Origin of the sequence: Nonomuraea sp. NPDC048881, from assembly GCF_040649795.1 — a bacterium.
In the GTDB taxonomy this organism is placed as follows: domain Bacteria; phylum Actinomycetota; class Actinomycetes; order Streptosporangiales; family Streptosporangiaceae; genus Nonomuraea.
Genome location: NZ_JBEZGC010000012.1, coordinates 76,359 through 101,678, shown reverse-complemented (window position 1 = coordinate 101,678; position 25,320 = coordinate 76,359). Strand labels below are relative to the sequence as shown.

Below are 25,320 nucleotides of genomic sequence, written 5' to 3'. Positions count from 1 at the left end.
CGTCCCCTAACTCGTCGTGGCGCGGTCTTGCCGGTTGCGCGCGGCGGTCACCAGCAGGGCGAGGCCGGCGCACACGACCATGAGGAAGACGGCCTGCGCGTTGGCGTAACCGACCTTCGTCCCCTCGAAGGACCTGGCCAGGATGAGGAACGAGTACGTCTGCGTGGCGCCCGCGGGGCCGCCGTTGGTGAGGCTCACGACCAGGTCGTAGGTCTTGATCAGGCCGATGAGGTTCAGCACGGTGGCCACGGTCACCACCGGGGAGATCATCGGGACCACCACGCGCAGGTTGGCCTGGCGCCGGGTCGCGCCGTCGATCGCCGCGGCCTCCAGCAGCTCGGCGGGGACCGTCTGGAGCGCGGCGACGAACAGCACGACGTTGAACCCGAAGCCGGCCCACACGATCACCGCGATGAGCGAGACCAGGGCGAGGTTCTCCTCGAAGAGGAAGCCGACGGGCCCGATGCCGAAGTGCCGCAGCGTGCTGTTGACGGCGCCGTTCGTGCCGAGGATCGCGGCCCAGAGGAAGCCGAGGATCAGCGCGCTGATCACGTGCGGGTAGTAGGCGAGCGTGCGGAAGAACGAGTTCGTCCGCGAGCGCTCCTTGAGCAGCAGCGCGTACGCCAGGCCGCCGCCGATCATGAGCAGGGTGCCGGTGACGGCGACGAGGGCGGTCACGTACCAGGCGCTGGTCGAGCTCGGGTCGTCGAACAGGTGCAGGTAGTTCTCGAAGCCGACGAACACCGCGTCGGAGAAGCCGTTCCAGTCCGTCAGGCTGAGGTAGACCGCCACGCCCACCGGGACGACGGTCATCACCGTGTAGACCAGCACGGACGGCGCGACGAGCCCGAAGGTCACCGCCTTGGCCCGGTACCTGGCCGGCAGCCACTCGCGGCGCGGGCGCCGCGGCTCGGACGCCTGCCGCTCCGGCCGCCGGGTCAGCTCTGCGAGTTCCACCACTTGTCCAAACCGGCGGCGACCTGCTCGGCCGTGGCGCCCGTGTACAGCTTCTGCACCTGCGTGTTGAGCTCGGCCGGATAGCCCTCGACCGGCTGGCGCTCGCCCGACTTGACCAGCACGGACGGCGCCTCCTCAAGGATCTTCTGCACCTGCGTGCCGAGGCTGGACATCTTGTAGGTGAAGCCCTTGCGCAGGTTGCCGTCGGCGGCGAGCTGGCTCTCGATCGCGGCCGGGTCGGTGACCAGCCACTTCACGAAGTCGATCGCGGCGGCCTTGTGCTTGGAGGCGTTGACGACCACGTACGGGCTGGCGATGTTGCCGTACTGGCCGGTGGGGTGGGAGCCGTCGGTCGGCATGGAGAAGACGCCGATCTCGTCGCTCTTCTTCGCCGCGTCGGCGGCCGGGACGAAGAAGGAGCCCATGACGTACATCGCGGACTTGCCGTCGAGGAAGGCCGTCTGCCCGTCTGCGTAGGTCAGGCCGAGCGCGCTCTTGTCGAGGTAGCCCTGGTCGATCCAGCTCCGGAAGCGCTGGAGGTACTTCAGGTAGTCGCCGGTGCTGAAGGAGACCTGGTTCTGCTTGCGCTTGACCGTCCAGTCGGGGTCGGCGGTGAGCACGCCGGAGTCGGCGATCAGGGAGAACTGCGCTCCCGGCACCCACTGCCCGGCGCTCTGCAGCGGCGTGTAGCCGGCGCTCTTCAGCTTGGCCATGGCGTCCTGGAACTGGTCGAGCGTCTTGATGGCGGTGGCGTCGAGACCGGCCTTGGCGAAGGCGGCCTTGTTGTAGAAGACCAGCGACTGGATCTGCTGGCCGACGCCGACCAGGTAGCGCTTGCCGTCGACGGCGTACTGGTCGGCCAGCGGGGTCTGGCCGGTCCACGCCTCGCCGGTGAGGTCGGCGAACAGGGCGGCGTTCTCCTTGGTCGGGGTGATCTGCTGGGCGATGTCCGGCGGGTCGCCGGCGGCGAGGTCCTGGGTGAGCTTGGCGGTCGCCGAGACGGTCCCGGTGAGCTCCAGGTTGACCTTCACCCCCGGGTGGCTCTGCTCGTACTTCGCGAACAGTCCCTTCCAGTACTGCTCGGTCAGGTTCGGGCTGATGTTGACGATGATCCGCAGAGTCGTGGCGCCGGCCTGCGCCGGGTCCTCGCCGCCGCAGGCGGTGGCCGCGGCCACCACGGTGGTGGCGGCGACCGCGACCGCGCACGCCCGGCGCAACTGTGTTCCCATATCCGCTGCACGCTCCATTTGCATAGTCATGACCGGTGGAAGGTCGGGGGTGGACTGGCCGTCTTCGGGAGCCGCCCGCCCGGGGGCCACCTGAGTGAGGGGGTCGGGCTGCGCGGGCCGGCGTGGCGGACGGCGTGACGGCTCGACACGATCGACGCGGCGACATCGACCACCATCAACGTCCATCGCCTATCGATAGGTGATGTTATGTGGCATACCTAACTTGTTCAAGAGTCATTTCGTGCGTGCCGGCGAAAGCTCACGGCGAACCGGCCGCCGCTCCCCGGGCCGGTGACGGCCAGCGTCAGCCGGGTCAGCCGGGAGCCCCAGCTGCGCGCGAGACGCGGGTCGCCGATGTCCCGGTGCTCGACGGACGCGGCGCCGACGGCGGGATCCCAGCGCAGTTCGAGCGGCGGTCCCCCGTCCGCCGTGACGACCGCCCGGCCCGGCCCGCACTCGACCTCGCCGGCGAGAACGTGCCGGAACAGCACGGTCCGCGGGCCCGCGCCCCATTCGTCCTCCACGCTGACGTACGGCTCCGGGCCGTCGCGCACCAGCCGGACGACGCGCTCCCAGCGGGTGAGCAGGCCCGCCGGATAGGCGGCGCTCAGGTCCGCCCGCAGGACGGCCTGGCCCTCGTCGAACCGGACGGCGACGTCCCGCGCGCCGTGCTCCGGCCCCGGGAGCTGCCCGTGCCCCGGTTCGGGCACGTTGTGCCAGGCGCTCTGGAACGGCCACTCCTCGTAGCGGCGCGGGCCGAACGTCGCGGCGGTGTAGGTCGGCTGGCCGACGTCCACGACCATCGGACGTCCGTCGAGCGCCACCCAGTAGGAGCCGACGTCGAGGTGGTTGTGGTGCTCGCCGTTGTGACCGGCCTTCGCCGCCACGGTCAGCCCGTCCGCGCTCCCGGCCCGCTCGCGCGCGACCATGACCTGGATGCGCGGCAGCCAGCACTCGCGGGCCAGCCAGGGCGAGCCGTCCGGCGTCCCGCCGGCCGCGACCGCCCGGCGCCAACGCCGGTCGGCCAGCGCGGTCATGGCGCGCCCGAGCCCGGCCCTGGGCTGGACGACGCCGCCGGACCCGCGTGCGGCGGCCACCGCGTACGCCACGGTCTCCGGTCGCCCCAGGCGCTCGCCCCAGCGGAAGAGCACCTGCCACGGCCGCTCGCCGGTGAGCCGGGCCGGAGCGTCGCCGGTGTTGACGTACCAGTCCGCGCCGAGGTGCATGCGCGGCGGGTAGGCGAGCAGGGCGGGCAGCACCGGCGGGCCGGGGTCGTCCAGCAGGTCCAGCGCCTCCAGCAGCCGGCACGCCCCCTGCCACCAGTACGCGATGCCCTCGTCGATCCCGCCGTCGTCGGGGAGCCCGGTGACGTAGTGGTCCAGCCCCTCGGCGACCAGGCGTACCAGGCGCTCGCGCCGCCGGACGTCGTCGCAGAGCAGCAGCGCGGCCGCCAGGACGGCCCCGTGGATCCAGGGGTTCCAGTTGTTCGCCCGGCCGTCGCGGCCGATCCAGTGCCAGTCGCGCACCCGCTCGAACGGGGTGAGCACCCGCCGGTCGGCCTCGCGGCGCAACCTGCGGCGCAGCCCCGGGGCCCTGACGTCCAGATGCGGGCCCAGCGCGTGGTCGGCCCAGGCGAACAGCGCCGCGATCTCGGCCGCGCCCAGGTCGAGGAAGGGGTCGTCGGGGTCGGGCACGACCTCGCCCCGGGCCGCGGCCCCGCGATCGTGCGGCGCCCAGCACCACGTGCTCGTCTCGGCGAGCGCCATCAGCCCGTCCACGACGGCGTCCAGGTGCGGGCACGCCCCGGGGGGCGCGGTCGCGGGGGCCACCTCGCCGGTGAGCACGGCGGCCAGGGCGAGGACGTCCACGCGTTCGCGCATCCGCCGCGCCTTGTCCTCGTGGACGGCCCGCGCCCCGTCGCGGAACGTCCGGGCCCAGTCGTCCGGGGACAGGCGCGGGGCCGGCCGGGCCAGCTCTTCGGCCGCGGCGGTCAGGACGGCGTCGCGGGCCTCGGCGGGCACCGCGTCCCACACCGGCCGCGCGGTGACGTCAGGAACCATCGTCGTCGCGCAGCACGAGCTCGACGACCGGCAGCGGCACGTCCGGCGCGGCGACGGGCAGGGTCAGCGTGAGCGTGCCCGGCGGCTGGCCCGGCAGGGCGAGGTTGTTGTGCTCGTGCTGGTCTCCGTCCGCCTGGTGGAAGCGCACCTCGGAGCCGTCGTGGAGGAACTGGGCGTAGCGCACGCGTCCGGCGAGGCCGGGCAGATGGACGTGCTTGAGCGGCCAGGACAGCAGGTGCAGGTAGAGGCGGCCGGCCCGCTGGGTGTAGAGGGCGTTGGGCGGCGGGGTGAACGCGCTCGGCCCAGCCCCGTGCACGGCCCTGGCGTGCAGGGACATCCACTCCCCGATCGCGCCCAGCGTGTGCCGGGCTCGCGGGTCGAGCGCGCCCCGGCCGGTGGGCCCGACGTTGAGCAGCAGGTTGCCGGCGCACGCGACGGACTGGACGAGCATCCGGATCAGCAGCGCCGGGTCCTTGTAGTCGTGGTTGTCGCGGTCGTAGCCCCAGGAGCCGTTGAGCGTGTGGCACGCCTCCCACCTGACCTGGACGCCGTCGCGGGTGAGCGGCCGGTCGGGCTGGTACTGCTCGGGCGTCACGTAGTCGCCGGGGATGCCGAGGCGGTCGTTCACCACGATCTGGGGGTTCAGGGCGCGCGCGGTCGCCATCAGCTCCTCCGCGCCCCAGTCGGCGGGCCCCTTCGCCGGGTAGGTGAAGTCGAAGAAGAGCAGGTCGATCGGGCCGTACCCGGTCAGCAGCTCGCGTATCTGCCCGTTCATGTACGCCCGGTAGCGGGCCATGTCGCGCGTGGCGTTCGCGTCCGGCGGCGCGCTGTCGCGCAGCGGGTGGTACTGGTCGATGGTGAAGTCGGGGTGACGCCAGTCGAGCAGCGAGTAGTAGAGCCCCACGCGCAGGCCCTCGGCCCGCATGGCCGCGGCGAACTCGGCGACCAGGTCCCGGCCCGTCGCGCGGGCGCTGGTGTAGCCGGTGAGCTCGGAGTCGAACAGGCAGAACCCGTCGTGGTGCTTGGCGGTCAGCACCGCGTAGCGCATCCCGGCGGCGCGGGCGTTCCTGGCGAGCTCGGCCGCGTCGAACAGGTCGGGGTCGAACTGTTCCAGGTAGCGGTCGTAGTCCTCGTCGGACATCTTCTCCCGGCTGCGCACCCACTCGTGCCGGGCGGCGAGGCTGTAGAGCCCGAAGTGGACGAACATCCCGAACCGCGCTTCCTCGAACCACTCCGTCGGCCCCGCCGGCATCCCGGTCTCCTCTCACGGTTGACAGCCCTCATCGGTCGGCAGTTACATCTACCATCGATAGGCGATAATTGTCGATGTGTTGGGATGAGGCAGAAATGAGCACGAACGGGCATGTCGGGGCACCGGAGACGGGCGTCTACGAGACGATGCTGGGACCGGCGCACTCCTCGCCCTTCGTCCGGCCCGGCGCGGGCCTGGTGGACGCCCTCGCGGACGTGAGCGCCGCCACCGCGTGCGCCAAGCTCCACCAGATGGGCATCACCCGCACCTTCATCGACGGCCCCGTCCCCCTGCACCGGGAGCCGGGCGTACGGATCACCGGCGGCGCGGTGACCCTGCAGTTCCTGCCCCAGCGCGAGGACGTCTTCTCCGGCACCGGACAGGAGGACGCCGAACGCAAGACCGCGCTGTGGGCGGTGCTGGAATCCATCCGGCCCGGCGACGTGCTGGTCATCTCCGCGCAGGCCAGCCACTTCACCGGCTGCCTCGGCGACATGCTCGTCCGCTACTTCAAGCTGCGCGGCGGAGCCGGCATCGTCGTGGACGGGCGGGTGCGCGACGCCGAGCGGGTGCGCGCGCTCGGCGTGCCGATCTGGTGCACGGGCGTGACGCCGCACTACGCCTCGCAGGCCGAGCTGTTCCCCTCGGCCTTCAACGTCCCGGTCGGGGTGGGCGGCACGCTGGTGACGCCCGGCGACCTGATCGTCGCCGACGAGGACGGAGCGGTGGTCGTCCCGCAGCGCAGCGCCCTGGCCGTGGCCGAGGACGCCCTCCTGCACCAGGACCGCGAGGAGTTCGCCCGCCGCCGCCTGGACGAGGGCGGCCGGCTGTCGGACTACTACCCGCTGACCGGAGCCGGCCTCGCCGAGTACCTGGCCGCTCGCGAGAACGACTGAGAAACGGGGGCGGGGCGGCGAACCCGCCCCGCCGGGGTCTTCCTCTATCCGTCCAGCAGCTCGTGCGGGACGAAGCCCTCCTCGGCGAGCCGGCGCCACAGCTCCGGCGGGATGTCCGTACGCCAGGCGGCCGCGTTGTCCTTCACCTCGGCCGCCGACCGGCAGCCCACCACGACCGACCGCACGGCGGGATGGAGGAAGGGGAACTGGACGGCCGCCGCGGCGAGCGGCACCCCGAACTCCGCGCAGACGGCGCGGCAGCGCTCGGCCCGCGCCAGCACGCCGCCCGGCACCGGCCGGTAGTCGAACATGGCCTCCGGACGCGGATCGGCGAGCAGCCCGGTGTTGAAGACGCCGCCCACGACCACCGCCGTGCCGGTCTTCAGGCACAGCGGCAGCAGGGTCGTCAGCGCGTCGTGGTCGAGCAGCGAGAAACGCCCGGCGATGAGGACGACGTCCACGTCGAACTCGGCCACGTACGCGGCCAGCGGTTCGCTGTGGTTCATGCCGAAGCCGACGGCCCCGGCCAGCCCCTCCTCCCGCAGCCTGCGCACGGCCGGGTAGGCGGTACGGCGCACGTCCTCGGGGAAGTCGTCGGGGTCGTGCAGGTACAGGATGTCGACGGAGGGCCGCCGGAGCCGTTCCAGGCTGGACTCCAGCGACTGGCGGATGCCGCGTTCCGTCCAGTCGGTGACCACCTTCTGCCCGGGGCGCAGCAGCCAGCCCGCCTTGGTGGAGATCACCGGCTCGGCGGCCCCGCCACCGGTCGCGAGCGCGCGGCCGAGCCGTTCCTCGGCGACCCCGTGGCCGTAGCGGGGCGCGGTGTCGAAGTAGGTGACGCCCTCCTGGACGGCGGCGGCCACCGTGGCGGCCGCGTCCTGCTCGGAGACGTCCTGGAACAGGTTGCCGATGGGGGCGGTGCCGAGGCCCAGCCGCGGCAGCTCGGCCCTCACCGCCGCACCTGCATCGGCGGAGCCTCGTAGGTGGGTGTCCCGCCGCGCAGCGTCATCGTCAGGGTGAGCCGCACGTGCGTCGAGCCCGGCAGCCGCACGTGGACATGCGGCCCCCCGACGGGAGTGGGCGGCTCGTCGTCGGCGCGGACCTCGTGGATGACGTGCTCGGCGAACGTGCCCGCCTGCACGACGAGCGAGCGCGGCGCCTGGCCGAGGTTGGCCAGCTCGACCACGGTGTGCTCGGCGTCGATGCTCGTGACCAGCGCGGCGACGTCGGCGGGCAGGCCCGGACGGCGCTCCTCGGCGTCGAAGTACCGCAGGTGCATCTGCGCCAGCGCGCCGTTGTAGAGCACCTGCGGCGATCCGGTGGTCAGCTGCAGCAGCGCCTCCGTGACGACCGGGTTGCGGTCCTGCCAGTCGTGGATGCCGAACGCGTCGGGGCCGACGGCGGGGTCCACCGGGTCGGCCGCGATGGACTCCAGCCGCTGGGCGCAGGTGTCGATGGCGCTGCGCAGCATCCGCTCGGGGAAGCCGGGGTTGCGGCCGGCGAGGTACTCGTACCAGGGCTCCTCGTGCCCGGACTCCTCCTTGGTGCGCTGGGTGTGCACCGCCGTCCAGTCCCAGCTCGCCTCCTCGCGGAGCCGGTCGACGCGCTCCCGGTCGGCGGCGGCCCGGCTGAACTGCCACAACGCCACGGGCAGCTGGGTCGGCATGATGTTGTGGTCGAACCACCCGGAGTCGTCGCGGCGCATGGGCGCCATGAGGGTCGGCTCGTGCTCCAGCCCGCGCAGGTGGGGCCGCCAGCGCTTGGTGATGGTGGAGACGTCGGCGGGGCGGCGCCGTTCGGCCCGGCCGAGCACGACGTCCAGCGGGTTCCTGGCCAGGTCCAGGTAGGAGGCGTCGCCCGTCAGCAACGTCGCGTTGGACGCGCCGACGATCGCCGCCGTCCCGACGGGTGGCAGGCCGTGGGGCCAGGACCAGCCGTAGTGGCCGCCGTACCAGCGGCCGTCCAGGTGCTCGCCGACCACGCCGTGCAGGCCGGCGTTGTCGGGGACGACGTCGCGGCCGTCCAGCCGCCGCCGCCAGGCGTCGACGTACTCCACCACCCAGTCGGCGTGGCGGGACTCGCCGCCGAGCAGGTAGGCGTTGGTGACGAGGCTGGTCGCGCAGAGGTTGACGATCGTGTCGCCGCGGCCCATGCGCTCCCACATCACGCGGCCGTACGCGCGGGCCCGCGCCGGATCGGCGGCCAGGTCGTCGAAGGGCGCGGCCTCGTCGATCCAGTCGAGGGGCAGCCCGTAGGGGCGCAGGGCCAGGCTCCACGGGAAGTAGACGTCGTGGTCGCTGAAGCCCCAGCGGGGGCCGGCGGCGCCGTTGTGCGGCGCGCGGATGATCCGGTGCTCGGGGTCGTAGTTGGGGCCGCCGGGCAGATAGAGGTCGGCGAAGCGCCCGGCCAGCTCCCTGAGCTCGCCGTCGCCGGGCGCGGCGAGGCAGAGCCCGTAGAACAGCAGCATGCCCTCGCCCTGGTGGAACCAGTCGTAGCCGCGCTCGAACCCGTCGACCAGCATGCCCATCCCGGTCAGCTGGGCGGTGACGCCCCGCCAGTGCCGTCGCGCCGCCGCCAGGACGTCCGCGCTGCCGCCGAGCAGGTACAACGTCGGCCAGTTGAAGAACGCCTCGTAGAAGTCGTCGACGCCGTCGCGGCCGTCGAGCCCCTCCCCCAGCCTGTCGCGGAAGACCAGCCGGCCGTCGTCCTCGGTGTAGCGGTCGGCGAAGATCCGCCACGCCTTGTCCTGGACGGCGAACAGCTCCCGCTCCAACACGGCCCACCGCGGCGGGGTCGTCAGTCCGCGGGAGGCCCGCACCTCCGGCACGCGCGAGGCGTCGAAGGCCGTCACTGCCTGCCACCCCGCTCCGCCGCGCCGCCGGGACGTCTTGCTGCCATGCGCATGAGTACACCTGTAATCGCTGATCGATAGCCGATGACTAGAATCATCATGAGCGCGGATCAACGTGTCAATACTGGCCGAACATACGGAGCACAGGTGATCGACTGCCACGCCCACCTCTGGGACCTCGACGGCGGCTATCCGTGGATCACGCCGGAGTCACCCCACCACCGGTCGTTCACGGCCGGCGACCTGGCCGCGGCGGGCGACGGCCTCGGCCTGACCGGGACGATCCTGGTCGAGGCGTCCAGGGGCGACCGCGGCGAGACCGGGCGGCTGCGCGACCTGCGCCTGCGTCACCCGGGCCTGATCGCCGGGCACGTCGGCAACCTCAACGTCCACGCCGGGATCGAGCCGTCCCGGTTCCGGGATCTCATGGACGAGGCCCGCCCCAACGGGATGCGGCTCGGCGGCCCCTCGTGGGCGGCCACGCCCGCCTCGGCCCGCGCGCTCGTCCCCGTGCTGGCCGAGCTCGGGGTGGCGCTCGAACTCAACCTGCACGCCGCCGCCGTCGGCGTCGCGGCCGAGGTCGCCGCGCGGCACCCGGAGCTGACCGTGGTCGTCGACCACCTCGGCAACCCTCCGAACCTGCTGGCGGCCGACCCGGGCGAGTGGCGCGAGCACGTGCGCCGGGCGGCCCGCACCCCGAACGTGATCATGAAGATCTCCGGACTGCTCACCCAGCAGCACGGCGTGCCGCCGGAACGGGTGGCCGCACTGGTCGCCCACGTGGTCGAGGCGTTCGGTCCGGGCCGGTGCGTCGTCGGGTCCGACTGGCCGATCTGCCTGCCCCGGGGGTCCCGTGCCGAGTCGTTGCGGCTCGCCACGCTCGGGCTCGCCGGGCTGACGGCCGCGGAGCGCGAGCGGGTGCTGCGCACCACCGCCGAACGCGCGTACCGCCTGGCACCCCCGGTTGACAACGCTCCGGAGCCCCTGCTTCGATGCGACAGTTGATCGATAAGCGATGATTGGTTAATCGATGGCCCATTTCGACCTGCCCCAGGACCAGCTCGAACGGTACCTGCCGACCCTGCCGGAACCGGCGGACTTCGATGCGTTCTGGGCGAAGACGCTCGCCGGGACCAGCGGCATCGACCTCGCCATGACGGCCGAGCCGGCGCCGAACGGGCTGGCCACGATCGACACCTTCGACGTCACGTTCGCGGGCTACGGCGGCCACCCCGTCAAGGGCTGGTTGCACCTGCCGGTGACCAGGACCGGCCCCCTGCCCGCCGTCGTGGAGTACCTCGGTTACGGCAGCGGCCGCGGCGTGGCCCACGAGAAGCGGCTCTGGGCGTGCGCCGGTTACGCGCACTTCGTCATGGACACCCGCGGCCAGGGCGCCGAGACGCCCGACCCCGATCCCGCGACCGGCGACGTCGCGGCCCCCGGCTTCCTGACCCGCGGCGTGCTCGACCCCGAGCGGTACTACTACCGCCGCCTGTACACCGACGCCGTGCGGGCCGTCGCGGCGGTGCGCACGCATCCGGAGGTGGACGCGTCCAGGATCGCGGTGACCGGGACCAGCCAGGGCGGCGGGATCGCCCTGGCCGTGGCCGGGCTCGTCCCCGATCTCGTGGCCGTCATGCCGGACGTGCCGTTCCTGTGCCACTTCGGGCGGGCGACGACCTTCACCGACCAGCCGCCGTACGTGGAGTTCACCCGGTTCGTGAAGCTGCACCGGGAACACGCCGAGACGGCGATGCGCACCCTGTCGTACTTCGACGGCGCGACGCTCGCCCGCCGGGCCAACGCGCCGACGCTCTTCTCCGTCGGCCTCATGGACCGCATCTGCCCGCCCTCGACGGTGTACGCGGCCTTCAACCACTACGGCGCGCTCCACGACCTGCCCGAGGCGCGCAAGCGGATCAGCGTCTACCCGTTCAACGACCACGAGGGCGGCGGCCCGGCGCACGAGGCCGTCAAGCTCGCCTGGCTGGCGGACCGGCTGCAATCGATACCTGCTAACCGATGATCGCGTATCATGACAGCGGGGATCGGGGACGCGCGAGATCGCATGATGAGGACTTCATGGCATCGACACGGCAAGCCAACAGTGACTTCGCCTCCAGACTGGCCACGAGCAAAGACTCGGTCCGTCCCACCTTGATCTCCGATCGGGTGTACGAGCTGCTCCGCCAGGCCATCGTCGAGGGCGACCTCGCGCCGAACGAGCGCGTGGTGGAGTCGGAGATCGCACGCCGTCTGGGCGTGAGTCAAGCGCCGGTTCGCGAGGCCGTCAAGCAGCTGGCCCGCGAGGGGCTGCTCGTGCACGTGCCACGCCGCGGCAACTTCGTCGTCGAGATCTCCACCGAGCACGCCGAGTACGCCCGCCAGGTGCGCGAGCCGCTCGAACGCCTGGCCGCCCAGCTCGCCGCCGGGCACGTCACCGACGACCAGCTCCGCGAGCTGGAGGACCTGGTCGAGCAGATGCACCAGGCCGTGGCGATGAACGACGTCGGCAAGTTCCGCGACATCGACATCGCCTTCCACACCAGGGTCAGCCAGATCGCGGGGAACCCGTTCCTGACCCGGATGTGGGAGGTCCTCGAACCGAGCCTGCGCGCGCTGCGCGCCATCGCCGACCCGCTCTTCGACGGCGACTGGCACGCGATGGCCGACGAGCACGGCCGCCTGGTCTCGCTGCTGCGCGACGGCGACCCCGCCAAGGCGGCCGAGGCGTTCGCCGACCATTCCGCGGGCCGCTCCCCCGTCCCCGACCGCCGCGCCCGCAAGAAGAGCAAGCCCTCTTCTCGCTGAACCCAGGATGTTGTTGTTCCAGGTGAGATTCGCCGGATTCCACCCCCTGAATCCCGCTAACGTGGGGCACATGGCAGTTGATCAACGCGGAGGTGCGGGGGTGGCCGGCGGCAGGCGGACGGGGGTCGATCTCAGGACGAACGTGCCGCACTCGGCGCGGGTCTACGACTACCTCCTGGGGGGCAAGGACAACTTCGCGGCCGACCGCACGGCGGCCGAGGAGGTCATCAAGATCGCCCCCTACATGCCGACGTCCGTACGCGCCAACCGCGACTTCATGGTCAGGGTGACCCGCCACCTGGCGGCCGAGCGCGGCGTCGACCAGTTCATCGACATCGGCACCGGGCTGCCCACCTCGCCCAACCTGCACGAGGTGGCCCAGCAGGCCGACCCCGCCGCCCGGGTCGTCTACGTGGACAACGACCCCCTCGTCCTCGTCCACGCCCGCGCCCTGCTCACCAGCAGCCCGGAGGGCAGAACCCGCTACATCCAGGCCGACCTGAACGACCCGGACGCCATCATCGGCTCGGCCGAGGTCCGCGACACCTTCGACTTCACCCGTCCCGTCGCGCTGTGCCTGATCGCCGTGGTGCACTTCATCCCCGACGACTCCGACGTGCGCTCGATCATCGAGCACCTGATGAAGCCGCTGCCGCCGGGCAGCTTCCTGGCCCTGTCCACCATCACGCTGGACAGCGCGCCGAGCCGGCTGGTGAGCGAGGCCGTCGCCCAGTACAACCGGCGCGGCATCATGTCCAAGGCCCGTACCAGGGCGCAGATCGAGGAGTTCTTCACCGGGTTCGAGCTCATCGAGCCGGGTGTGGTGCCGGTGCACCGGTGGCGGCCCGACGACCGGGCGCTGCTCGTGGAGGACTCCATGGTCTCGATGTACGGCGGCCTCGCCGTCAAGGCCTGACCGGCCACCGGAGGGCGGCGGTGAGGGCTCTGAACTCGGTGATGCGCAGGACCCGCGCGGCCAGGGCGTAGAGGGCGGCGCCGATCGCGGCCGCGGTGCAGAGGGTGACGAGCGAGCCGGTCCAGTCCGTCCCGAGCCTGGCGCCGAGGACGCGGTTGACGACGGCCGCGGCCAGACCCGCGACGATCGCCGCGGCGAGCATCCGGGTGTGGGTGCCGAGAAGGCGGTGCCCGTCGACTCTGCCGATCCGGCGGCGCAGCATCTGGGCCGTGAGGAGCATCCCCGCGGTGTAGGCGACGGCGGAGCAGGCGGCGAGGGCGATGACCACGTTCGGTCCTGGCGCGAGTCGTGCGGCGGTCAGGCCGGCGGCGACGGTGACGGCGGAGACGCCGACGCTCAGCAGAGCCGGGGTGCGGGTGTCGCCGAGCGCGTAGAAGACCCGCACCATGATCTGGTAGCCGGCGAACGGGACGAGGGCGAGGCCGTGGACGGCGAGCACCGAGCCCGTGAGGCGGGCGGCGGCGGGCGAGGCGTTGCCGTGGGCGAACAGCACGGTCGTCAGCTGCGGGCCGAGCACGATCAGAGCCGCGGCGACGGGAACCAGGACCACGCCGGTGAGCCGCAGACTCCGGGACAGGTCGGCGGTCACCCGGGCGAGGTCACGATCGGCCGCCGCCCGGCTCATCCTGGGCAGGACCGCGGTGATGACGGTGACCGCGATGACCGCGTAGGGCAGCTGGAACAGGGTGTAGGCGTTGGAGTGGACGGCGACGGCGCCGGGCCCGGCCTGCGAGGCGATCCGGGTGATCACGAGGAAGACGGCCTGGGCCGCGGCCACGGACGCGATGGTCCATCCGGCCAGGGCGACGATGCGCCGGACGCCGATGCCCCGCGGGTCGGCGCGCAGCCGCAGCCGGAACCCGGTTCGCCGGCTGACCACGACGAGGACCGTCATCTGGGCGGCGACCCCCGCGCTGGTGCCGATCGACAGCAGCAGCACCTGGACGCCGGTCAGCGACTCCAGCTTCCCGGTGCCGCCGATCAGCAGGAAGGCCGAGGCGGTGGCGATGACGACAAGGTTGTTGGCCACCGGCGCCCACATGGGCGAGACGAAGCGGCTGCGCGCGTTGAGGATCGCGGCCAGGGTCGCGCTCACTCCGTAGAACAGGATCTGGGGCATGAAGTACCGGGTGAACACGACCGCCAGATGCCGCTGGTCAGGGCTGAACCCCGGAACGTAGAGGTCCACGACGAACGGCGCGGCGACGATCGTCACGATCACCACGGCTCCGAGGCCGTACACCACCAGCGACAGCAGCCGCTGGGCGAACAGGTCGTCGTCGATGTCGCGGTCGGCGGCCGTGCGGACCAGCAGCGGCACGAGCACGCCGGCCAGCGCGCCGCCGAAGACGAGCTCGTAGACGGTGTTGGGGGTGACGTTCGCCGCGGTGTAGGCGTCCAGCAGCTTGGTTCCCAGCCCGAGCGCGGCGACCAGCGCCAGCGTGCGGACGAAGCCGGTGGCCCTTGAGACGAAGGTGGCGATCGCCATCGCCCGTCCCGTCCGCATGAGCCTGGGTTGATCAGGCATGAGTGATCTCCTCCGTCTGCGTTTCGGTGCCGGAACGACGGCGTCGGGACGAGGCCCCCCACCGGAGGGGCCTCGGTGTTCTTCATGCCTACTACGTTTGCGCGGCCCGCATCGCCACGTCGTCGATCCGGAACGCGGACCCGGTGGGGGCGCTCCAGACGAAGGTCCAGTCGACGCGGGTCGCGCCCGCCGGCGCGGTGAACGTGCCGGCCGCCTCGGTCCAGGCCGTCTTCCGGGGTAGCGGGACGGGGTCGGTGCGCAACACCGCGCCGTCCTCGTCGCGCCAGCGCACGTTCCAGGTGACGGTGGGCATCGTGGCCGCGGCCTCCCGGTGCCACAGCGACACGCGGTAGCTCTTGCCGGCGATCACCCCGCTGTATCCGGGGTACTTGTCGAGCGCCACCGCGCTGCCCGACCCCTCGGTGCTGGTCAGCTGCAGCGAGCCCGTGCCGCCGTGCGCGTCGCCGGTCTGGTGCGCCAGGCTGGATCCGTACCACGCGGAGTAGGGCGCCGTCGAGACGTCCTCGAAGGTCTGCTCGGTGATCGGCGGCACCTCGGGCGCCTTGCCGTCGAACGTGCTGCCGGCGTCCTGGCCGTACTGGGGGCCGACCCACTCCGCGGCCGTGACGCGTCTGCCCATGTCGTAGATCCTGAACTGCCACGGCCCCGTGTAGGTGTTGTCGTGCCAGGAGTTGTTCGACTGGAAGACGATCGACTTCTCGATCTTCTCCCCCAGGTACGGGGACCACTCCGGGTGCGCCGTGCCCCAGTTGGACAGCAGGCTCATCTGCCCGCAGTACTGCGTCGAGCAGCCGCCGTCGACGGCACCGGGGTCGAAGGAGAAGGTGTTGTGGTGGATGTCGAGGTTCTTCGTCCACCAGCGGCAGTCGGTGTAGAGCGGCTCGTCCTTGATGGCCGGCGGCGCGCACTTCGAGGTGTTGGCCGGCCCGACGATCAGCGTGCAGTCGCTGGTGGTCGAGGCCGCGCTGCCGCAGAACCGGTCGGCGTTCGCCCACGCGGTGATGCCGCCCCAGTTGTTCTCCAGCAGGTTGCCGGCGACCTCGATCTTGCCGGTCCGCGCCGGGATGCGCGGCTCACCGTCCGCCTCGGACAGGTAGATCGCCGCGTCGGGGAACGAGTCGCCCTTCGCCGCCCGCTCGGCACCCGCCTTCCAGGTGTTGCGGCGGAGGGTGTTGTTCCGGATCACCGCGTTGTAGCTGATCTCGTAGAAGATCCCGATCGACTCGTTGTCCTCGATGAGGTTGTTCTCAATAAGGAAGTCGTTGTTGTTGGTGTCCGCCCAGATCCCCGGGCCGTGGTTGTGGTGCACCCAGTTGCCGGTCACGTCGGCGCCGTTCACCGCCCAGAACTTCAGGCCGCCGGTGCATCCGCACCCTTGGCCCTGGTGCTCCCAGTCGTCGGTGTTGTTGCCGGTGACCTCGTTGTCCGCCACCACCAGGCCGGTGATGTGGTCGCCGTGCTGGGACGCGTTCAGGCCGAGCTGGCCGTTGTCCTTGATGCAGTTGCCGCGGATCTGGTTCCTGGCCCCGGCCATCAGCGCCGCGCCGGAGTTGTCGCGGAACGTGTTGTGCTCCAGGATCCAGTCGTCGGCGGCGCTGTGGTTGACCACGGCCTCTTCCTGCGGCGCGACGAACCCGGTGACGGTCAGGTACCGGATGGTGACGCCGGTCGCCGTGTCGCCGAACGCGTACTGGTTCACGCCCTTCCCGTCCAGCACCGCGCCGGGCGCGCCGATGAACGTCGCGTTCTCACCGGGCAGGATCTGGGCGTATTGGGCTTGTTCCAGCGTGTGCGTGCCGGTTTCGAAGTAGTACGTGGTGTTCGCCTTGCGTAAATTCACGCCGCTGTTGTCGCCCGCGGGCACCACCTCCGCGCCGGCGGGCGGGGTGGTGGGGCCGTTCAGCGACGCGCTTCCGCAGACCGCGGCCTTCGCCGTCGCCGTGGCTGTTCTGGTCGCCGTCGTCGCCGTCGTCGCCGTCGTCGTCGTCTTGGTCGCCGGATCGCCGGCGTCGCCACTCGCCGGCGTCGCGCCGCCCATGACGACAGCGGCGAGCGCCACCAACGCCATTGGCCACGTTCTTCTCATTCATCTTCTCCTCGGGTTTCGGCCAGCCTTTACTGCCATTGACTGCTGGCCGTCGTCACTGTAGCCCGCGTCCGCTCACAAGATCGAAGCTTGGACAAATTGGACAAATTACTGCTCAATCGCCCCCCACTCGACCGCTCCCCAGAACGCGAACACGCCCCCGCCTCCGCAGGCCCACGCGCAGGGTGAGCAAGGATCCCGTGCAGGCGGTGAAGGCCGTGCTGGCGGCCGGACGCGGCATGCGTTTCACCGAGACGACCACCCTGTCAGGTGGCGCCGGCGAACGAGCCGAACGCCGGCGCAAGGACAATCACCGGCTGCACCTCTGGCACACCGAATTGCTCGGCCATGACGAGCAACTCGTCAACCCGGCCGAGCCCGCGACCCTGGCCGCCCTGCTGAAGAACGGACGGCTGAGCGGGGAAACCGTCACCGGCGCGATCACCTTCAAGTAGCTTGGGCGGGACGACCACCGAACTGTGCATCGAGGGCGACTGCCACTGGCGCCTTCCGCACTGACACCGAGGCCCTGGCGCTTCTGGACGTCCTCGGACCCGGCTACGTCAAGGCGAGCGGGCCTCCCTGACGAGCGGCCCGGTGTCAGCGGGTGCACCGCTCAGAAATGCTCCGCCACGTCGTCAGTACTGGCAGCCCCTCGCCACCCGCGGAAGGATTGACGACCATGACCGACGCCAGACCGGCAGACGACGACGAAGCCACGTTCATCGCGGTGGCCCGCTCGCATGACGCGGCACGGTTCGCGCTCATCACGGAGCCCTACCGGCGTGAGCTCCAGGTGCACTGCTACCGGATGCTCGCGAACTACGACGACGCCCAGGACATGACGCAGGAGACGTTCCTGCGGGCGTGGCACAAGCGGGAGTCGTTCAAGGGCCACGCCACGCTGCGGACCTGGCTGTACCGGATCGCGACGAACGCCTGCCTCGACTTCCTGGACAAGCGCAACGACCGCACACCCGTGCCGGCCGAGCTGCCGGGCGCCGGCTCGGAAGTGCGCCACCTGCAGCCCTACCCGGACCGGATGCTCCCGGAGGATCCGCAGGAATCGGTGGTGGCGCGGGAGACGATCGAGCTGGCGTTCATCGTCGCCGTCCAGCACCTGCCGCCGCGGCAGCGAGCGGTGTTCATCTTGCGCGACGTCCTCGGCTGGCCGGCCTCGAAGGCCGCCGGCGCCCTGGAGCTGACCGTCGCATCGGTGACCAGCGCACTGCAGCGGGCCCGCGTGACGATGCGCGAGCAGCTGCCCGGCCGCCGCCTCGACTGGCGGAGCCCTGCCACGCACGAGCTGTCGCGTGACGAGCGCGGCGTGGTGAAGTCGTACATGGACGCCCATGAACGCAACGACCTCGACGGGCTGACGGCCCTGCTCCGCGACGACCTGCGCTTCACGATGCTGCCCGACCCCGGCACCCTGATCGTCACGGCCGAGGACGCGGTGGACGGCTGGGTCTCCCACGGGCTCTTCCAGCGCGGCTACGACGACTGGCGCTGCATCGCCACGACGGTCAACCTCATGCCCGCCGCCGCGCTGTACCTCCGCACCGCCGACGGCCCGGAACATCGTCTGTTCACCATCGCGGTCCTGCGCATCGCCGACGGGAGGATCGCCGAGCTGACCGGGTTCGACGCCACCGACAAGCCATGGCTGAGCCTGCCCGCGACGCTGTGATCGGACAGGGCCGGCGCACGGGCCGGCGTCACCGTCCTCCTCGTCCTCAGCGCGTCGGCCCTGTGCTCATCGCCGCGTCTCGTATCGGGTCAGCACCACGCCGCCCGGAAAGGTGCGCGTCTCGACCAGGTTCAGCTTCACCCAGCCGTCCAGCGCGGTGAAGAACGGCGTGCCGCCGCCCACCAGGACGGGATGGGTGACGATCGCGTACTCGTCGATCAGCCCGGCCCGCATGGCCGCCGCGGCGAGCGTCGCGCCGGCGATGTCCATCGGGCCGCCGTCCTCGGCCTTGAGCCTGGTGATCTCGGTGACCGCGTCGCCGGTGACCAGGCGGGTGTTCCAGTCGACCTTGTCGATCGTCGACGAGAACACCGCCTTCGGCATGTCCCGCCACAGGCGCGCGAACGCGATCTCCGCAGGGGTGGCGTCGGGCCGCTGGTCGCCGGTCGGCCAGTGGGAGCTCATCGCCTCCCACAACTTGCGGCCGTACAGCGTCAGCTCGCTCGCCCGCATCTGGTCGTACCACCACTGGAACAGCTCGGCGCTCGGCGACGAGTCCGGCCCCTCCCCCGCACTCCAGCCGATGTCGTCGCCGGGCGCGGCGATGTAGCCGTCCAGGGTCACGTTCATGCCGAAGATCAGTTTCCGCATCGTGCCGGCCTTCCGTGAGTCGATGTCACGTGTACAGACGGGCGCGGCGCGGAAACCTAATCGGCAGGATCAGAGCCGGATGCCCCTGATGATCTTCGTCAGCCCCGGCACGAGAGGCGGGGTCGCCATCACGGTGACGACGACCCCGGGGCGCTCGACCCAGCCCGAGTACACACCGGCACCCAGCGCGCCGTCACCCCCCTGGCGAAGCACCTCGCGATCGCCGATCTTCGTGGTGGTCGTGTCACCGGAGAAGGTCCCGATGTGGAACGGCGCGTTCTTGAGCTGCGCCACCGAGGTCGCCTTCGGCCAGCACACCACCCTGACCCACAGCGACCGGTGCCGGCGGCTCATGTCGTCGCGGTCGTCCGACCACTGGTAGCTGTACTCGACCATGCCGTCGTGCTTGTTGACGAGGACCTGCCCGTAGGTGAAGCCCTTCGGGATGTGGTCGACGCGGACCCCCTTCATCGCCGCCGCGCCTCGCGCGGGCTTGTCCACCTTCGCGGCCGACGAGCGCCGCACGTCCGCCTTGGAGGGGGCGGGACAGCTGGGACGCTCCGCCGCCTGCGCGGGGAGGGCCACGAGAGCTGCGGCGACGGGGAGCACGGCCAGGGCGGCAAGGTTCTGAATCTTGTGCATGTCAGGGTTGGATGCGTCCGGATCAAGAAGGGTTCGGCACTCTTTTCACGGCATTTTGGGCGGAACTTCATCCGTGATGAGCGCATCAAACCCAGCGTGTTGATCGAAGGAGACCCTCAGCGGCTCGGCCGCTACTGGCTGGCGGGGCGGCTCGGCGCCGGCGGCCAGGGCGTGGTGTACGAGGCCTACGCCGAGGACGGACGCCGGGTGGCGATCAAGGTGCTGCACGGCGATCAGGCGGCCCAGCTCGGCCGGGAGGCGGCGGCCGCCCAGCGGGTGGCCTCGTTCTGCACCGCGCCGATCATCGAGGCCAGGCTGGAGGGCCCGCGCCCCTACATCGTCAGCGAGTACGTGGAGGGCCCGAGCCTGCGCACGGCGGGCCGGATCTTCGCGGGCGACGACCTGCACCGCCTGGCCACCGCCATCGCGACGGCGCTGACCGCCATCCACGACGCCGGGGTGATCCACCGCGACCTCAAGCCCGACAACGTGCTGCTGGGCCCGGACGGTCCCCGCGTGATCGACTTCGGCATCGCCAGGACCGCCGAGATGTCGCTCACCGCGACCGGCGTGGTGAGCGGCACGCCCACCTACATGGCCCCTGAGGTGTTCATCGGCCAGCGTGCGGACGCCTCGGCGGACGTGTTCGCCTGGGGAGGCGTCATCGTCTTCGCCGCCACCGGCCGTGATCCGTTCCACGCCGAGAACCTGGGAAGCATCATGCACCAGGTGTTGTCGGCCACCCCCGACCTGTCCGCGCTGCCCAGGACGCTGCGCCGGCTGGTCGCCTCGGCGCTGTCCAAGGAGCCGGCCCAGCGGCCGACCGCCCGCGAGCTGCTGCTGGCGCTGGTCAGCGGCGACGGCGCCCTCGACACGGCCCGCCTGCTGGCCCAGGGCGGCCAGCGGGCCGCCGGGATCGGCGCGCAGGGGCACGATCCCGCGCTCGGCACGCTGGCCGAGCAGGCGTACACGATGCTCGATCCGGCCGAGCGCGAGCTGGTCCCCGAGGTGTTCCTGCGGCTGGTGACGGTGGACGAGGCGGGCGAGCTGTCGGCCCGGCACGCCGAGCTGGCCGAGCTCGTGGAGGGGCGGGCACCGCGCGAGGCGGCCGCCGTGCGGCGGATCCTGGCCGTGTTCGGCTACCTCCTGGCCGACCAGGACGGCGGCGTGCGGCTGGCCAGGCCGGCCCTGCCCCATGCCTGGCCGCGGTACCGCCGGTGGATCGAGTCCAACCTCGACGGCCTGGCCGTACACCGGCAGATCCTCACCGCGGCGCGGCGCTGGGAGGCGGCGGGACGCCGGGACGGCGACCTGTTCCAGGGCAGCAACCTGGAGAACGCGATGCAGTGGGCGGCCACCGCCCGCCGCGACATCACCCTGTCGCCCACCGAACGCGACTTCCTGGCCGCGGCGGCCACCCTGGCCAGGCACAGGGCCAGGCGGGCCCGGCTGACCTCGCTGAGCCTGGGCGGGCTGCTGGTGATCGCGCTGGTGGCCGGCGGGCTGGCCGTGCAGCAGAGCGCGGTGGCCGACGACCGGGCCGAGCAGATCGCCGGGCAGCTGACCAGATCGGAGGCGGCCAGGCTGGCGGCGGCGGCCACGACCCGCCGGAGCGACCCGCGCCAGGCGATGCTGGCGAGCCTCGCGGCCTGGCGACTGGACCACACGCCGGCCACCAGAGCGGCCCTGGTGGCCTCGCTGGCGCAACGCGAGACGGCGATGTTCGGCGACCCGTCCACCGCGGGCGACACGGTACGGACGCTCGGCGCCGACGGCCGCACGCTGATCAGCGCCGACTCCACCACGACCCGCGTCTGGGACGTGCGGAACGGCCGCCTCCTGCGGACGCTCGCCACCCGGGCGGCCGAGCCGCTGGACAGCGTGACGCTGAGCCCGTCGGGCAAGGTGCTGGTGACCGTGACGGCCAGTCGCGCCACCGCGGTGAACCTCGCCAGTGGCAGGCCGATCAGCGACCACGCCTTCCCCACTGCCAAGGACTTCACGAGCGAGTGGGTCGACGTGACGTTCGAGCGGGACGACTCCGTCCTGCTCCAGGAGGCTGACCGGCGTACCCGCTGGGACCTGCGAACCGGCGCCGCCAAGGCGCTCGGGCCCGCCCCGGCGGGCACGTTCAGCCGGGACGGGGTCTGGCGGGCCGCACAGCGCGGTCGCCTGCTGGAGCTGACCAACCTGAGGACCGGGGCGAAGGACGTCATCGGCGACAAGGACGGCGCCGGCACCCAGGGAACCTGGAACGGCGGCGCGGCCGTGTTCGGCCCTGGCCTCATCGCGACGGCGGGACCGCGGTCCATCCAGTTCTGGCGCAGGTCGGACACGCAGTTGCTCACCTCGGTCCAGGTACGTGGGGGCGAGGGGGCAGTGCAGGGGGCCTTCGACGGAAGCACCTTCCGCTACCTGCTGGGCGACCAGGTCTTCTCGGTGGACGTGGCCGACCTGAGCGTCGAGAACGACGATCACCTCGTGGGCATGGCGGCGCTGAGCGGCGACGGGCGCCTCGTGGTCCGCGACGGCGAGCTGTCCGCCGTCGGCGGGCGGAAGATCGGCGCGTTGCCGGAGGCGGAGAACGCGGTGTTCAGCCCGGATGCCCGTTTCGTCGCCATGTACGGGCCCGAGGTGCGGATCGTGGACACCGCCTCGGCCGCCGTCCAGGGCACGCTGCGCACGTCCGCCGCGCAGGCGGCCTTCTCCCCCGACGGCGCCAGGCTGGCCGTGGTCACCGAGCAGGGCGGGGTCGAGCTGTGGGACCGGCGGACCAGGCGGCGGGTGTGGTCGGCCAAGGCGGGCGCGGCGACGTACGCGGCCTTCTCCGCCGACGGGCGGACGCTGGTGGTGGCGGGCGACCGGGTGCACCTGCTGGAGACGGCCGGCGGCAAGGCCATGGCGCCGGCGTTCGGCGGCGGCGGCAGGGACGCCGAGGGGGTGCGCGCGTATTTCACCCGCTCCGGCAGGGCGGTCGTGGTGCTCGACGCGCGGCGTCGGATGACGGTCTGGGACGTGGCCACGCGCCGCAGGCTCGCCACCGCGCGCGGGTTCGACGTCCCCGCCGCCTACTCGCCGCGCGAGGACCTGCTGGCCAGCCTCCAGGTGGGCGGCAGGGTGCGGCTCGTCGACGTGATGTCGGGCACGGACCTGGGCACGCTGCTCGACGAGGGCGGCGGTCAGGACCCGGAGATCGGGCAGCCGCTCGACGTGGCGTTCACCGCCGACGGGTCGGCTGTGCTGACCGTGGACGGCAACGGCCTCGTCAGGCGGCACGCCGTGGGCGGGGAGGCGGTGGCGGCGGCGGTGTGCGCGAAGGCGGGCGGGCTGAGCGCGGCCCAGTGGCGGGTGATCGTACACGCGCTGCCGTACAGAAAGGTGTGTCCCTAGCCGGCGGCCGGCTCGAAGAGGAAGTCCGCCCTACCTGAATGGGGGAACCCCGGTTCTGAGGCGAGCCGTTGATCGTCACGACTGCGATATGCCGACATCTCCGGAAAGTGGGTCCCTTGTCGCCGACCGTCTTACGCCTCGCCTGCCTCTCGCTGGCGGCACTCCTCCTCGCCACAGGCTGCTCCGCCGCACCCCCTGCAACCGAGCAGGCCGTCCAGCCCTCGCAGGCCTGGAGCGGCGACTCCGCGGCAGACAGCACGGAAGACGCGGATGAGGATCGCGTCGAGGTCTGCGTCAGGAAGGCCACGTCGGTCAGGGTCGACTACCAGTTCTGCGACGACAAGGTGAAGGGCTACGCCCGCCGCCTCCTGACCGGCACCGCAAGGATCCCCGCCATCGGCAGGAAGGTCGGCAAGGGAGTGACCGGCGAGTACACCGGTCTGACGTACCGAGCTCCCAGGAAGGGCGGCAAGGGCGTGACGAACATGATCCTGGACGAGGACGACCGCATCGAGATCTGCGTCCGCGAGGAGACCCGGGTCCGCGCCGCCGACAAGCACTGCGAGAACGACAGGTCCGGTTACGGCTGGTACTACCTTCTGCTGTCCGGCCAGATCCCCGCGGTCGGCAAGCAGGCCGCGAAGGGCTCCTTCTTCTCGAACGAGAACTCCTCATGGTTCAGGGCGCGCCCGAGCGGCGGCAAGGGCAGCAAGGCGATCGTCGAGCAGGAGCCCCCGACCGTCACCGACGACGGCGGCACCCGTACGCGTACCTACAGCGGAAGCTGCTCGACGACGATCGGCGCCTCCTGCGCGGACGACGACGGCGGTTCGACACCGTCATGGAAGCGCCGCTGCACCACCTGCACCAGGAAATCCACCGGCCGCCGCCGCTAGAGCGGATCGGTTGTGAAGGCCGTACCGTCGATAGGTAGGTGACCGGTATATATTGATCACATGAGACAGATGCAGGAGCCGACCTTCCTGATCCTGACCGCGCTGGCTGCCGGTCCACAACACGGATACGGCATCATCACCGACGTGGAGCGCATCTCGGACGGCCAGGTCCGCCTGCGCGCCGGCACCCTGTACGCCGCTTTCGACCGGCTCCAGGAAGAGGGCCTGATCGCCGAGGACCGGGAGGAGATCGTCGACGGCCGGGTGCGCCGCTACTACCGGCTGACCGGCGACGGCGCCGCGAGACTGGCGGCGGAGGCCGAGCGGATGCGCAGGCACGCCAAGGCGGCCACCGCACGCCTGCGCGCGATCGGTTCGGGGGGCGTGGCATGAGCCTGCTCGAAGCCCGCTACCGCCGCCTCCTGGCCACCTACCCGCGAGACCACCGGGCGCGGCATGAGGAAGAGATGATCGGCGTGCTCCTCGCCGGAGCGCGGCCGGGCCAGACCCGTCCTCATCCGGCCGACGCGGCGGACTTACTGTGGGGCGCGCTGCGCGTCCACGGGCGGCGCGCCTTCGGCCCGGTATCCTCGCCGGCCTGGCGCGCCGGGCTGGCGCTCGCCGTGGCGTTGTGGCCGTTCCTGATGCTGGCAGGTGCGCTGGCGACCGGGCTGCTTCAGGGGGCCGAAGCCGTAGAAGGCGTAGGGGCCGCCGCTGTGGAGCGGCCGGTCTGGATCCTGTACCTGGCCGGGCCGATCGTCATCGCGGCCCTGCCGGCGCTGGCCGTGCTGCTCGGTCGGCGGTGGATCGCCGTGCTCGGCGTGGTCGCGTTTGCGCTGTATCAGGCAGGCAATCCATTTCCCGGTCTCCTGGATCTGGACACACTGTTGTTCCCCAACCACGGCCCGGTCCTGCTGGCCCAGCTCGCGTCCGTCGCCATCGCCTTCGCGCCCGCGGCGCATCGCGCGATCACGGCCGTTCCGCGGCGCGCGTTCCTGCTGTGGGGGCCGCTCGCCCTGGTCGGGCTGACCGCCAGCAAGGCCATCGTGCGCTGGGTGGACGTGATCACCCACCAGGACATCGTGAGCTGGAAACCCGTGCCGTGGCTCGTCGTGGTCGGGCTGGCGGCCGGGTACGCGTGCCGGTCGGCCGTGGGGCGGCGGGCGGCGCTGCTGCTGTTCGTGCCCGCGGCGGCCCTCGGCGACCTCGGGGACCTGCCGTCGGTGCCGACCTTCACGGCCCTTGCCCAGCTCGGGTGCGCGGCCCTGGCCTTCACCGCCGCGGCCGCCCTGACCCGGCGGCGGAGAAGCCTGGGACGAGCCCCGGCTTCTTGAGCAAGAACCCGCCGCCGAGGCTCGCGCCTGCGGTCGATGGGAAGGCGGAC

The 25,320-nt window shown here is 71.8% G+C and carries 22 protein-coding genes; 12 read left to right on the top strand and 10 right to left on the bottom strand.

Features of this window, described 5'->3' with window-relative positions; all coding sequences use genetic code 11:
* Nucleotides 1–6 precede the first annotated feature (6 nt).
* From AB0C33_RS35150 to AB0C33_RS35135, 4 genes are all read right to left on the bottom strand, one after another.
* Entirely contained in the window at nt 7–957 is a 951-nt protein-coding gene (locus AB0C33_RS35150) for a sugar ABC transporter permease (RefSeq protein WP_358295267.1), read from the bottom strand.
* Entirely contained in the window at nt 939–2,186 is a 1,248-nt protein-coding gene (locus AB0C33_RS35145) for an extracellular solute-binding protein (protein WP_358295264.1), read from the bottom strand. Before AB0C33_RS35145 ends, AB0C33_RS35150 begins: the two co-directional genes overlap by 19 nt.
* Before the next feature lie 227 nt (nt 2,187–2,413).
* Nucleotides 2,414–4,246: a heparinase II/III family protein gene (locus tag AB0C33_RS35140; RefSeq protein WP_358295262.1), complete on the bottom strand. Its 1,833-nt coding sequence runs from the start codon at nt 4,244–4,246 to the stop codon at nt 2,414–2,416.
* A complete protein-coding gene (locus AB0C33_RS35135) occupies nt 4,236–5,498 on the bottom strand; it encodes an alpha-L-fucosidase (RefSeq protein ID WP_358295259.1) in 1,263 nt (420 codons plus the stop codon). Before AB0C33_RS35135 ends, AB0C33_RS35140 begins: the two co-directional genes overlap by 11 nt.
* 95 nt (nt 5,499–5,593) lie before the next feature.
* Between AB0C33_RS35135 and AB0C33_RS35130 the strand changes: the two genes are divergently transcribed.
* Nucleotides 5,594–6,394 (top strand): hypothetical protein, encoded by an 801-nt coding sequence (locus AB0C33_RS35130; protein WP_358295256.1) that lies wholly within the window; start codon nt 5,594–5,596, stop codon nt 6,392–6,394.
* 44 nt (nt 6,395–6,438) lie between these two features.
* On the opposite strand, the gene AB0C33_RS35125 is transcribed toward AB0C33_RS35130, so the two are convergent.
* Complete coding sequence (locus AB0C33_RS35125; RefSeq protein ID WP_358295255.1) at nt 6,439–7,347, bottom strand: aldo/keto reductase; 909 nt, start codon at nt 7,345–7,347, stop codon at nt 6,439–6,441.
* Nucleotides 7,344–9,245: a hypothetical protein gene (locus tag AB0C33_RS35120; protein ID WP_358295252.1), complete on the bottom strand. Its 1,902-nt coding sequence runs from the start codon at nt 9,243–9,245 to the stop codon at nt 7,344–7,346. The genes AB0C33_RS35125 and AB0C33_RS35120 overlap by 4 nt, the downstream gene beginning before the upstream one ends.
* A gap of 147 nt (nt 9,246–9,392) precedes the next feature.
* Here AB0C33_RS35120 and AB0C33_RS35115 point away from each other — a divergent pair, with 147 nt between their 5' ends.
* The 4 genes from AB0C33_RS35115 to AB0C33_RS35100 all read left to right on the top strand — a co-directional run bounded on the left by AB0C33_RS35115 (nt 9,393) and on the right by AB0C33_RS35100 (nt 12,972).
* Nucleotides 9,393–10,250: an amidohydrolase family protein gene (locus tag AB0C33_RS35115; RefSeq protein ID WP_358295250.1), complete on the top strand. Its 858-nt coding sequence runs from the start codon at nt 9,393–9,395 to the stop codon at nt 10,248–10,250.
* A 25-nt stretch (nt 10,251–10,275) separates the two neighbouring features.
* On the top strand, nt 10,276–11,271 hold the full coding sequence (locus AB0C33_RS35110; protein ID WP_358295247.1) for an acetylxylan esterase: 996 nt from the start codon (nt 10,276–10,278) through the stop codon (nt 11,269–11,271).
* 56 nt (nt 11,272–11,327) lie between these two features.
* Nucleotides 11,328–12,056, top strand: coding sequence for a GntR family transcriptional regulator (locus AB0C33_RS35105; protein ID WP_352323582.1), 729 nt, complete (start codon nt 11,328–11,330; stop codon nt 12,054–12,056).
* 70 nt (nt 12,057–12,126) lie between these two features.
* The gene (locus AB0C33_RS35100; protein ID WP_358295243.1) at nt 12,127–12,972 is read left to right on the top strand and encodes an SAM-dependent methyltransferase; all 846 of its coding nucleotides are present in this window, start codon (nt 12,127–12,129) and stop codon (nt 12,970–12,972) included.
* Here the strand turns inward: AB0C33_RS35100 and murJ are convergent.
* Both murJ and AB0C33_RS35090 read right to left on the bottom strand, forming a co-directional pair.
* A complete protein-coding gene (gene murJ, locus AB0C33_RS35095; protein WP_358295240.1) occupies nt 12,962–14,560 on the bottom strand; it encodes a murein biosynthesis integral membrane protein MurJ in 1,599 nt (532 codons plus the stop codon). The two genes, AB0C33_RS35100 and murJ, sit on opposite strands and share 11 nt — an antisense overlap.
* A 91-nt stretch (nt 14,561–14,651) precedes the next feature.
* Nucleotides 14,652–16,421 carry a right-handed parallel beta-helix repeat-containing protein gene (locus tag AB0C33_RS35090; RefSeq protein ID WP_358295237.1) on the bottom strand — a complete coding sequence of 590 codons (1,770 nt, stop codon included), beginning with the start codon at nt 16,419–16,421 and terminating at the stop codon, nt 14,652–14,654.
* On the opposite strand from AB0C33_RS35090, the gene AB0C33_RS35085 reads away from it, so the two are divergent.
* The 3 genes from AB0C33_RS35085 to AB0C33_RS35075 all read left to right on the top strand — a co-directional run bounded on the left by AB0C33_RS35085 (nt 16,399) and on the right by AB0C33_RS35075 (nt 18,357).
* Complete coding sequence (locus AB0C33_RS35085) at nt 16,399–16,731, top strand: hypothetical protein (protein WP_358295234.1); 333 nt, start codon at nt 16,399–16,401, stop codon at nt 16,729–16,731. The two genes, AB0C33_RS35090 and AB0C33_RS35085, sit on opposite strands and share 23 nt — an antisense overlap.
* Nucleotides 16,732–16,876: 145 nt before the next feature.
* Nucleotides 16,877–17,122, top strand: coding sequence for a hypothetical protein (locus AB0C33_RS35080; protein WP_358295231.1), 246 nt, complete (start codon nt 16,877–16,879; stop codon nt 17,120–17,122).
* A gap of 227 nt (nt 17,123–17,349) precedes the next feature.
* Complete coding sequence (locus AB0C33_RS35075; protein ID WP_358295228.1) at nt 17,350–18,357, top strand: RNA polymerase subunit sigma-70; 1,008 nt, start codon at nt 17,350–17,352, stop codon at nt 18,355–18,357.
* Between the two features lie 66 nt (nt 18,358–18,423).
* On the opposite strand, the gene AB0C33_RS35070 is transcribed toward AB0C33_RS35075, so the two are convergent.
* A complete protein-coding gene (locus AB0C33_RS35070) occupies nt 18,424–19,008 on the bottom strand; it encodes a dihydrofolate reductase family protein (RefSeq protein ID WP_358295225.1) in 585 nt (194 codons plus the stop codon).
* A 69-nt stretch (nt 19,009–19,077) separates the two neighbouring features.
* Nucleotides 19,078–19,650, bottom strand: coding sequence for a hypothetical protein (locus AB0C33_RS35065; protein WP_358295222.1), 573 nt, complete (start codon nt 19,648–19,650; stop codon nt 19,078–19,080).
* 96 nt (nt 19,651–19,746) lie between these two features.
* Here AB0C33_RS35065 and AB0C33_RS35060 point away from each other — a divergent pair, with 96 nt between their 5' ends.
* The 4 genes from AB0C33_RS35060 (at nt 19,747) to AB0C33_RS35045 (ending at nt 25,270) form a co-directional block, all read left to right on the top strand.
* A complete protein-coding gene (locus tag AB0C33_RS35060; protein WP_358295219.1) occupies nt 19,747–23,040 on the top strand; it encodes a serine/threonine-protein kinase in 3,294 nt (1,097 codons plus the stop codon).
* Nucleotides 23,041–23,156: 116 nt separating this feature from the next.
* Entirely contained in the window at nt 23,157–23,936 is a 780-nt protein-coding gene (locus AB0C33_RS35055; RefSeq protein ID WP_358295216.1) for a hypothetical protein, read from the top strand.
* A gap of 60 nt (nt 23,937–23,996) precedes the next feature.
* Nucleotides 23,997–24,329: a helix-turn-helix transcriptional regulator gene (locus tag AB0C33_RS35050; RefSeq protein ID WP_358295214.1), complete on the top strand. Its 333-nt coding sequence runs from the start codon at nt 23,997–23,999 to the stop codon at nt 24,327–24,329.
* Nucleotides 24,326–25,270 carry a hypothetical protein gene (locus AB0C33_RS35045; protein ID WP_358295211.1) on the top strand — a complete coding sequence of 315 codons (945 nt, stop codon included), beginning with the start codon at nt 24,326–24,328 and terminating at the stop codon, nt 25,268–25,270. The genes AB0C33_RS35050 and AB0C33_RS35045 overlap by 4 nt, the downstream gene beginning before the upstream one ends.
* Nucleotides 25,271–25,320 lie beyond the last annotated feature (50 nt).

What these genes read in the sequence shown, in the direction of transcription:
- AB0C33_RS35145 (WP_358295264.1), bottom strand. Translation starts at nt 2,186, where the DNA reads ATGGGAACACAGTTGCGCCGGGCGTGCGCGGTCGCGGTCGCCGCCACC.
- AB0C33_RS35140 (WP_358295262.1), bottom strand. Translation starts at nt 4,246, where the DNA reads ATGGTTCCTGACGTCACCGCGCGGCCGGTGTGGGACGCGGTGCCCGCC.
- AB0C33_RS35135 (WP_358295259.1), bottom strand. Translation starts at nt 5,498, where the DNA reads ATGCCGGCGGGGCCGACGGAGTGGTTCGAGGAAGCGCGGTTCGGGATG.
- AB0C33_RS35130 (WP_358295256.1), top strand. Translation starts at nt 5,594, where the DNA reads ATGAGCACGAACGGGCATGTCGGGGCACCGGAGACGGGCGTCTACGAG.
- AB0C33_RS35110 (WP_358295247.1), top strand. Translation starts at nt 10,276, where the DNA reads ATGGCCCATTTCGACCTGCCCCAGGACCAGCTCGAACGGTACCTGCCG.
- AB0C33_RS35105 (WP_352323582.1), top strand. Translation starts at nt 11,328, where the DNA reads ATGGCATCGACACGGCAAGCCAACAGTGACTTCGCCTCCAGACTGGCC.
- AB0C33_RS35100 (WP_358295243.1), top strand. Translation starts at nt 12,127, where the DNA reads ATGGCAGTTGATCAACGCGGAGGTGCGGGGGTGGCCGGCGGCAGGCGG.
- murJ (WP_358295240.1), bottom strand. Translation starts at nt 14,560, where the DNA reads ATGCCTGATCAACCCAGGCTCATGCGGACGGGACGGGCGATGGCGATC.
- AB0C33_RS35075 (WP_358295228.1), top strand. Translation starts at nt 17,350, where the DNA reads ATGACCGACGCCAGACCGGCAGACGACGACGAAGCCACGTTCATCGCG.
- AB0C33_RS35070 (WP_358295225.1), bottom strand. Translation starts at nt 19,008, where the DNA reads ATGCGGAAACTGATCTTCGGCATGAACGTGACCCTGGACGGCTACATC.
- AB0C33_RS35065 (WP_358295222.1), bottom strand. Translation starts at nt 19,650, where the DNA reads ATGCACAAGATTCAGAACCTTGCCGCCCTGGCCGTGCTCCCCGTCGCC.
- AB0C33_RS35050 (WP_358295214.1), top strand. Translation starts at nt 23,997, where the DNA reads ATGAGACAGATGCAGGAGCCGACCTTCCTGATCCTGACCGCGCTGGCT.
- AB0C33_RS35045 (WP_358295211.1), top strand. Translation starts at nt 24,326, where the DNA reads ATGAGCCTGCTCGAAGCCCGCTACCGCCGCCTCCTGGCCACCTACCCG.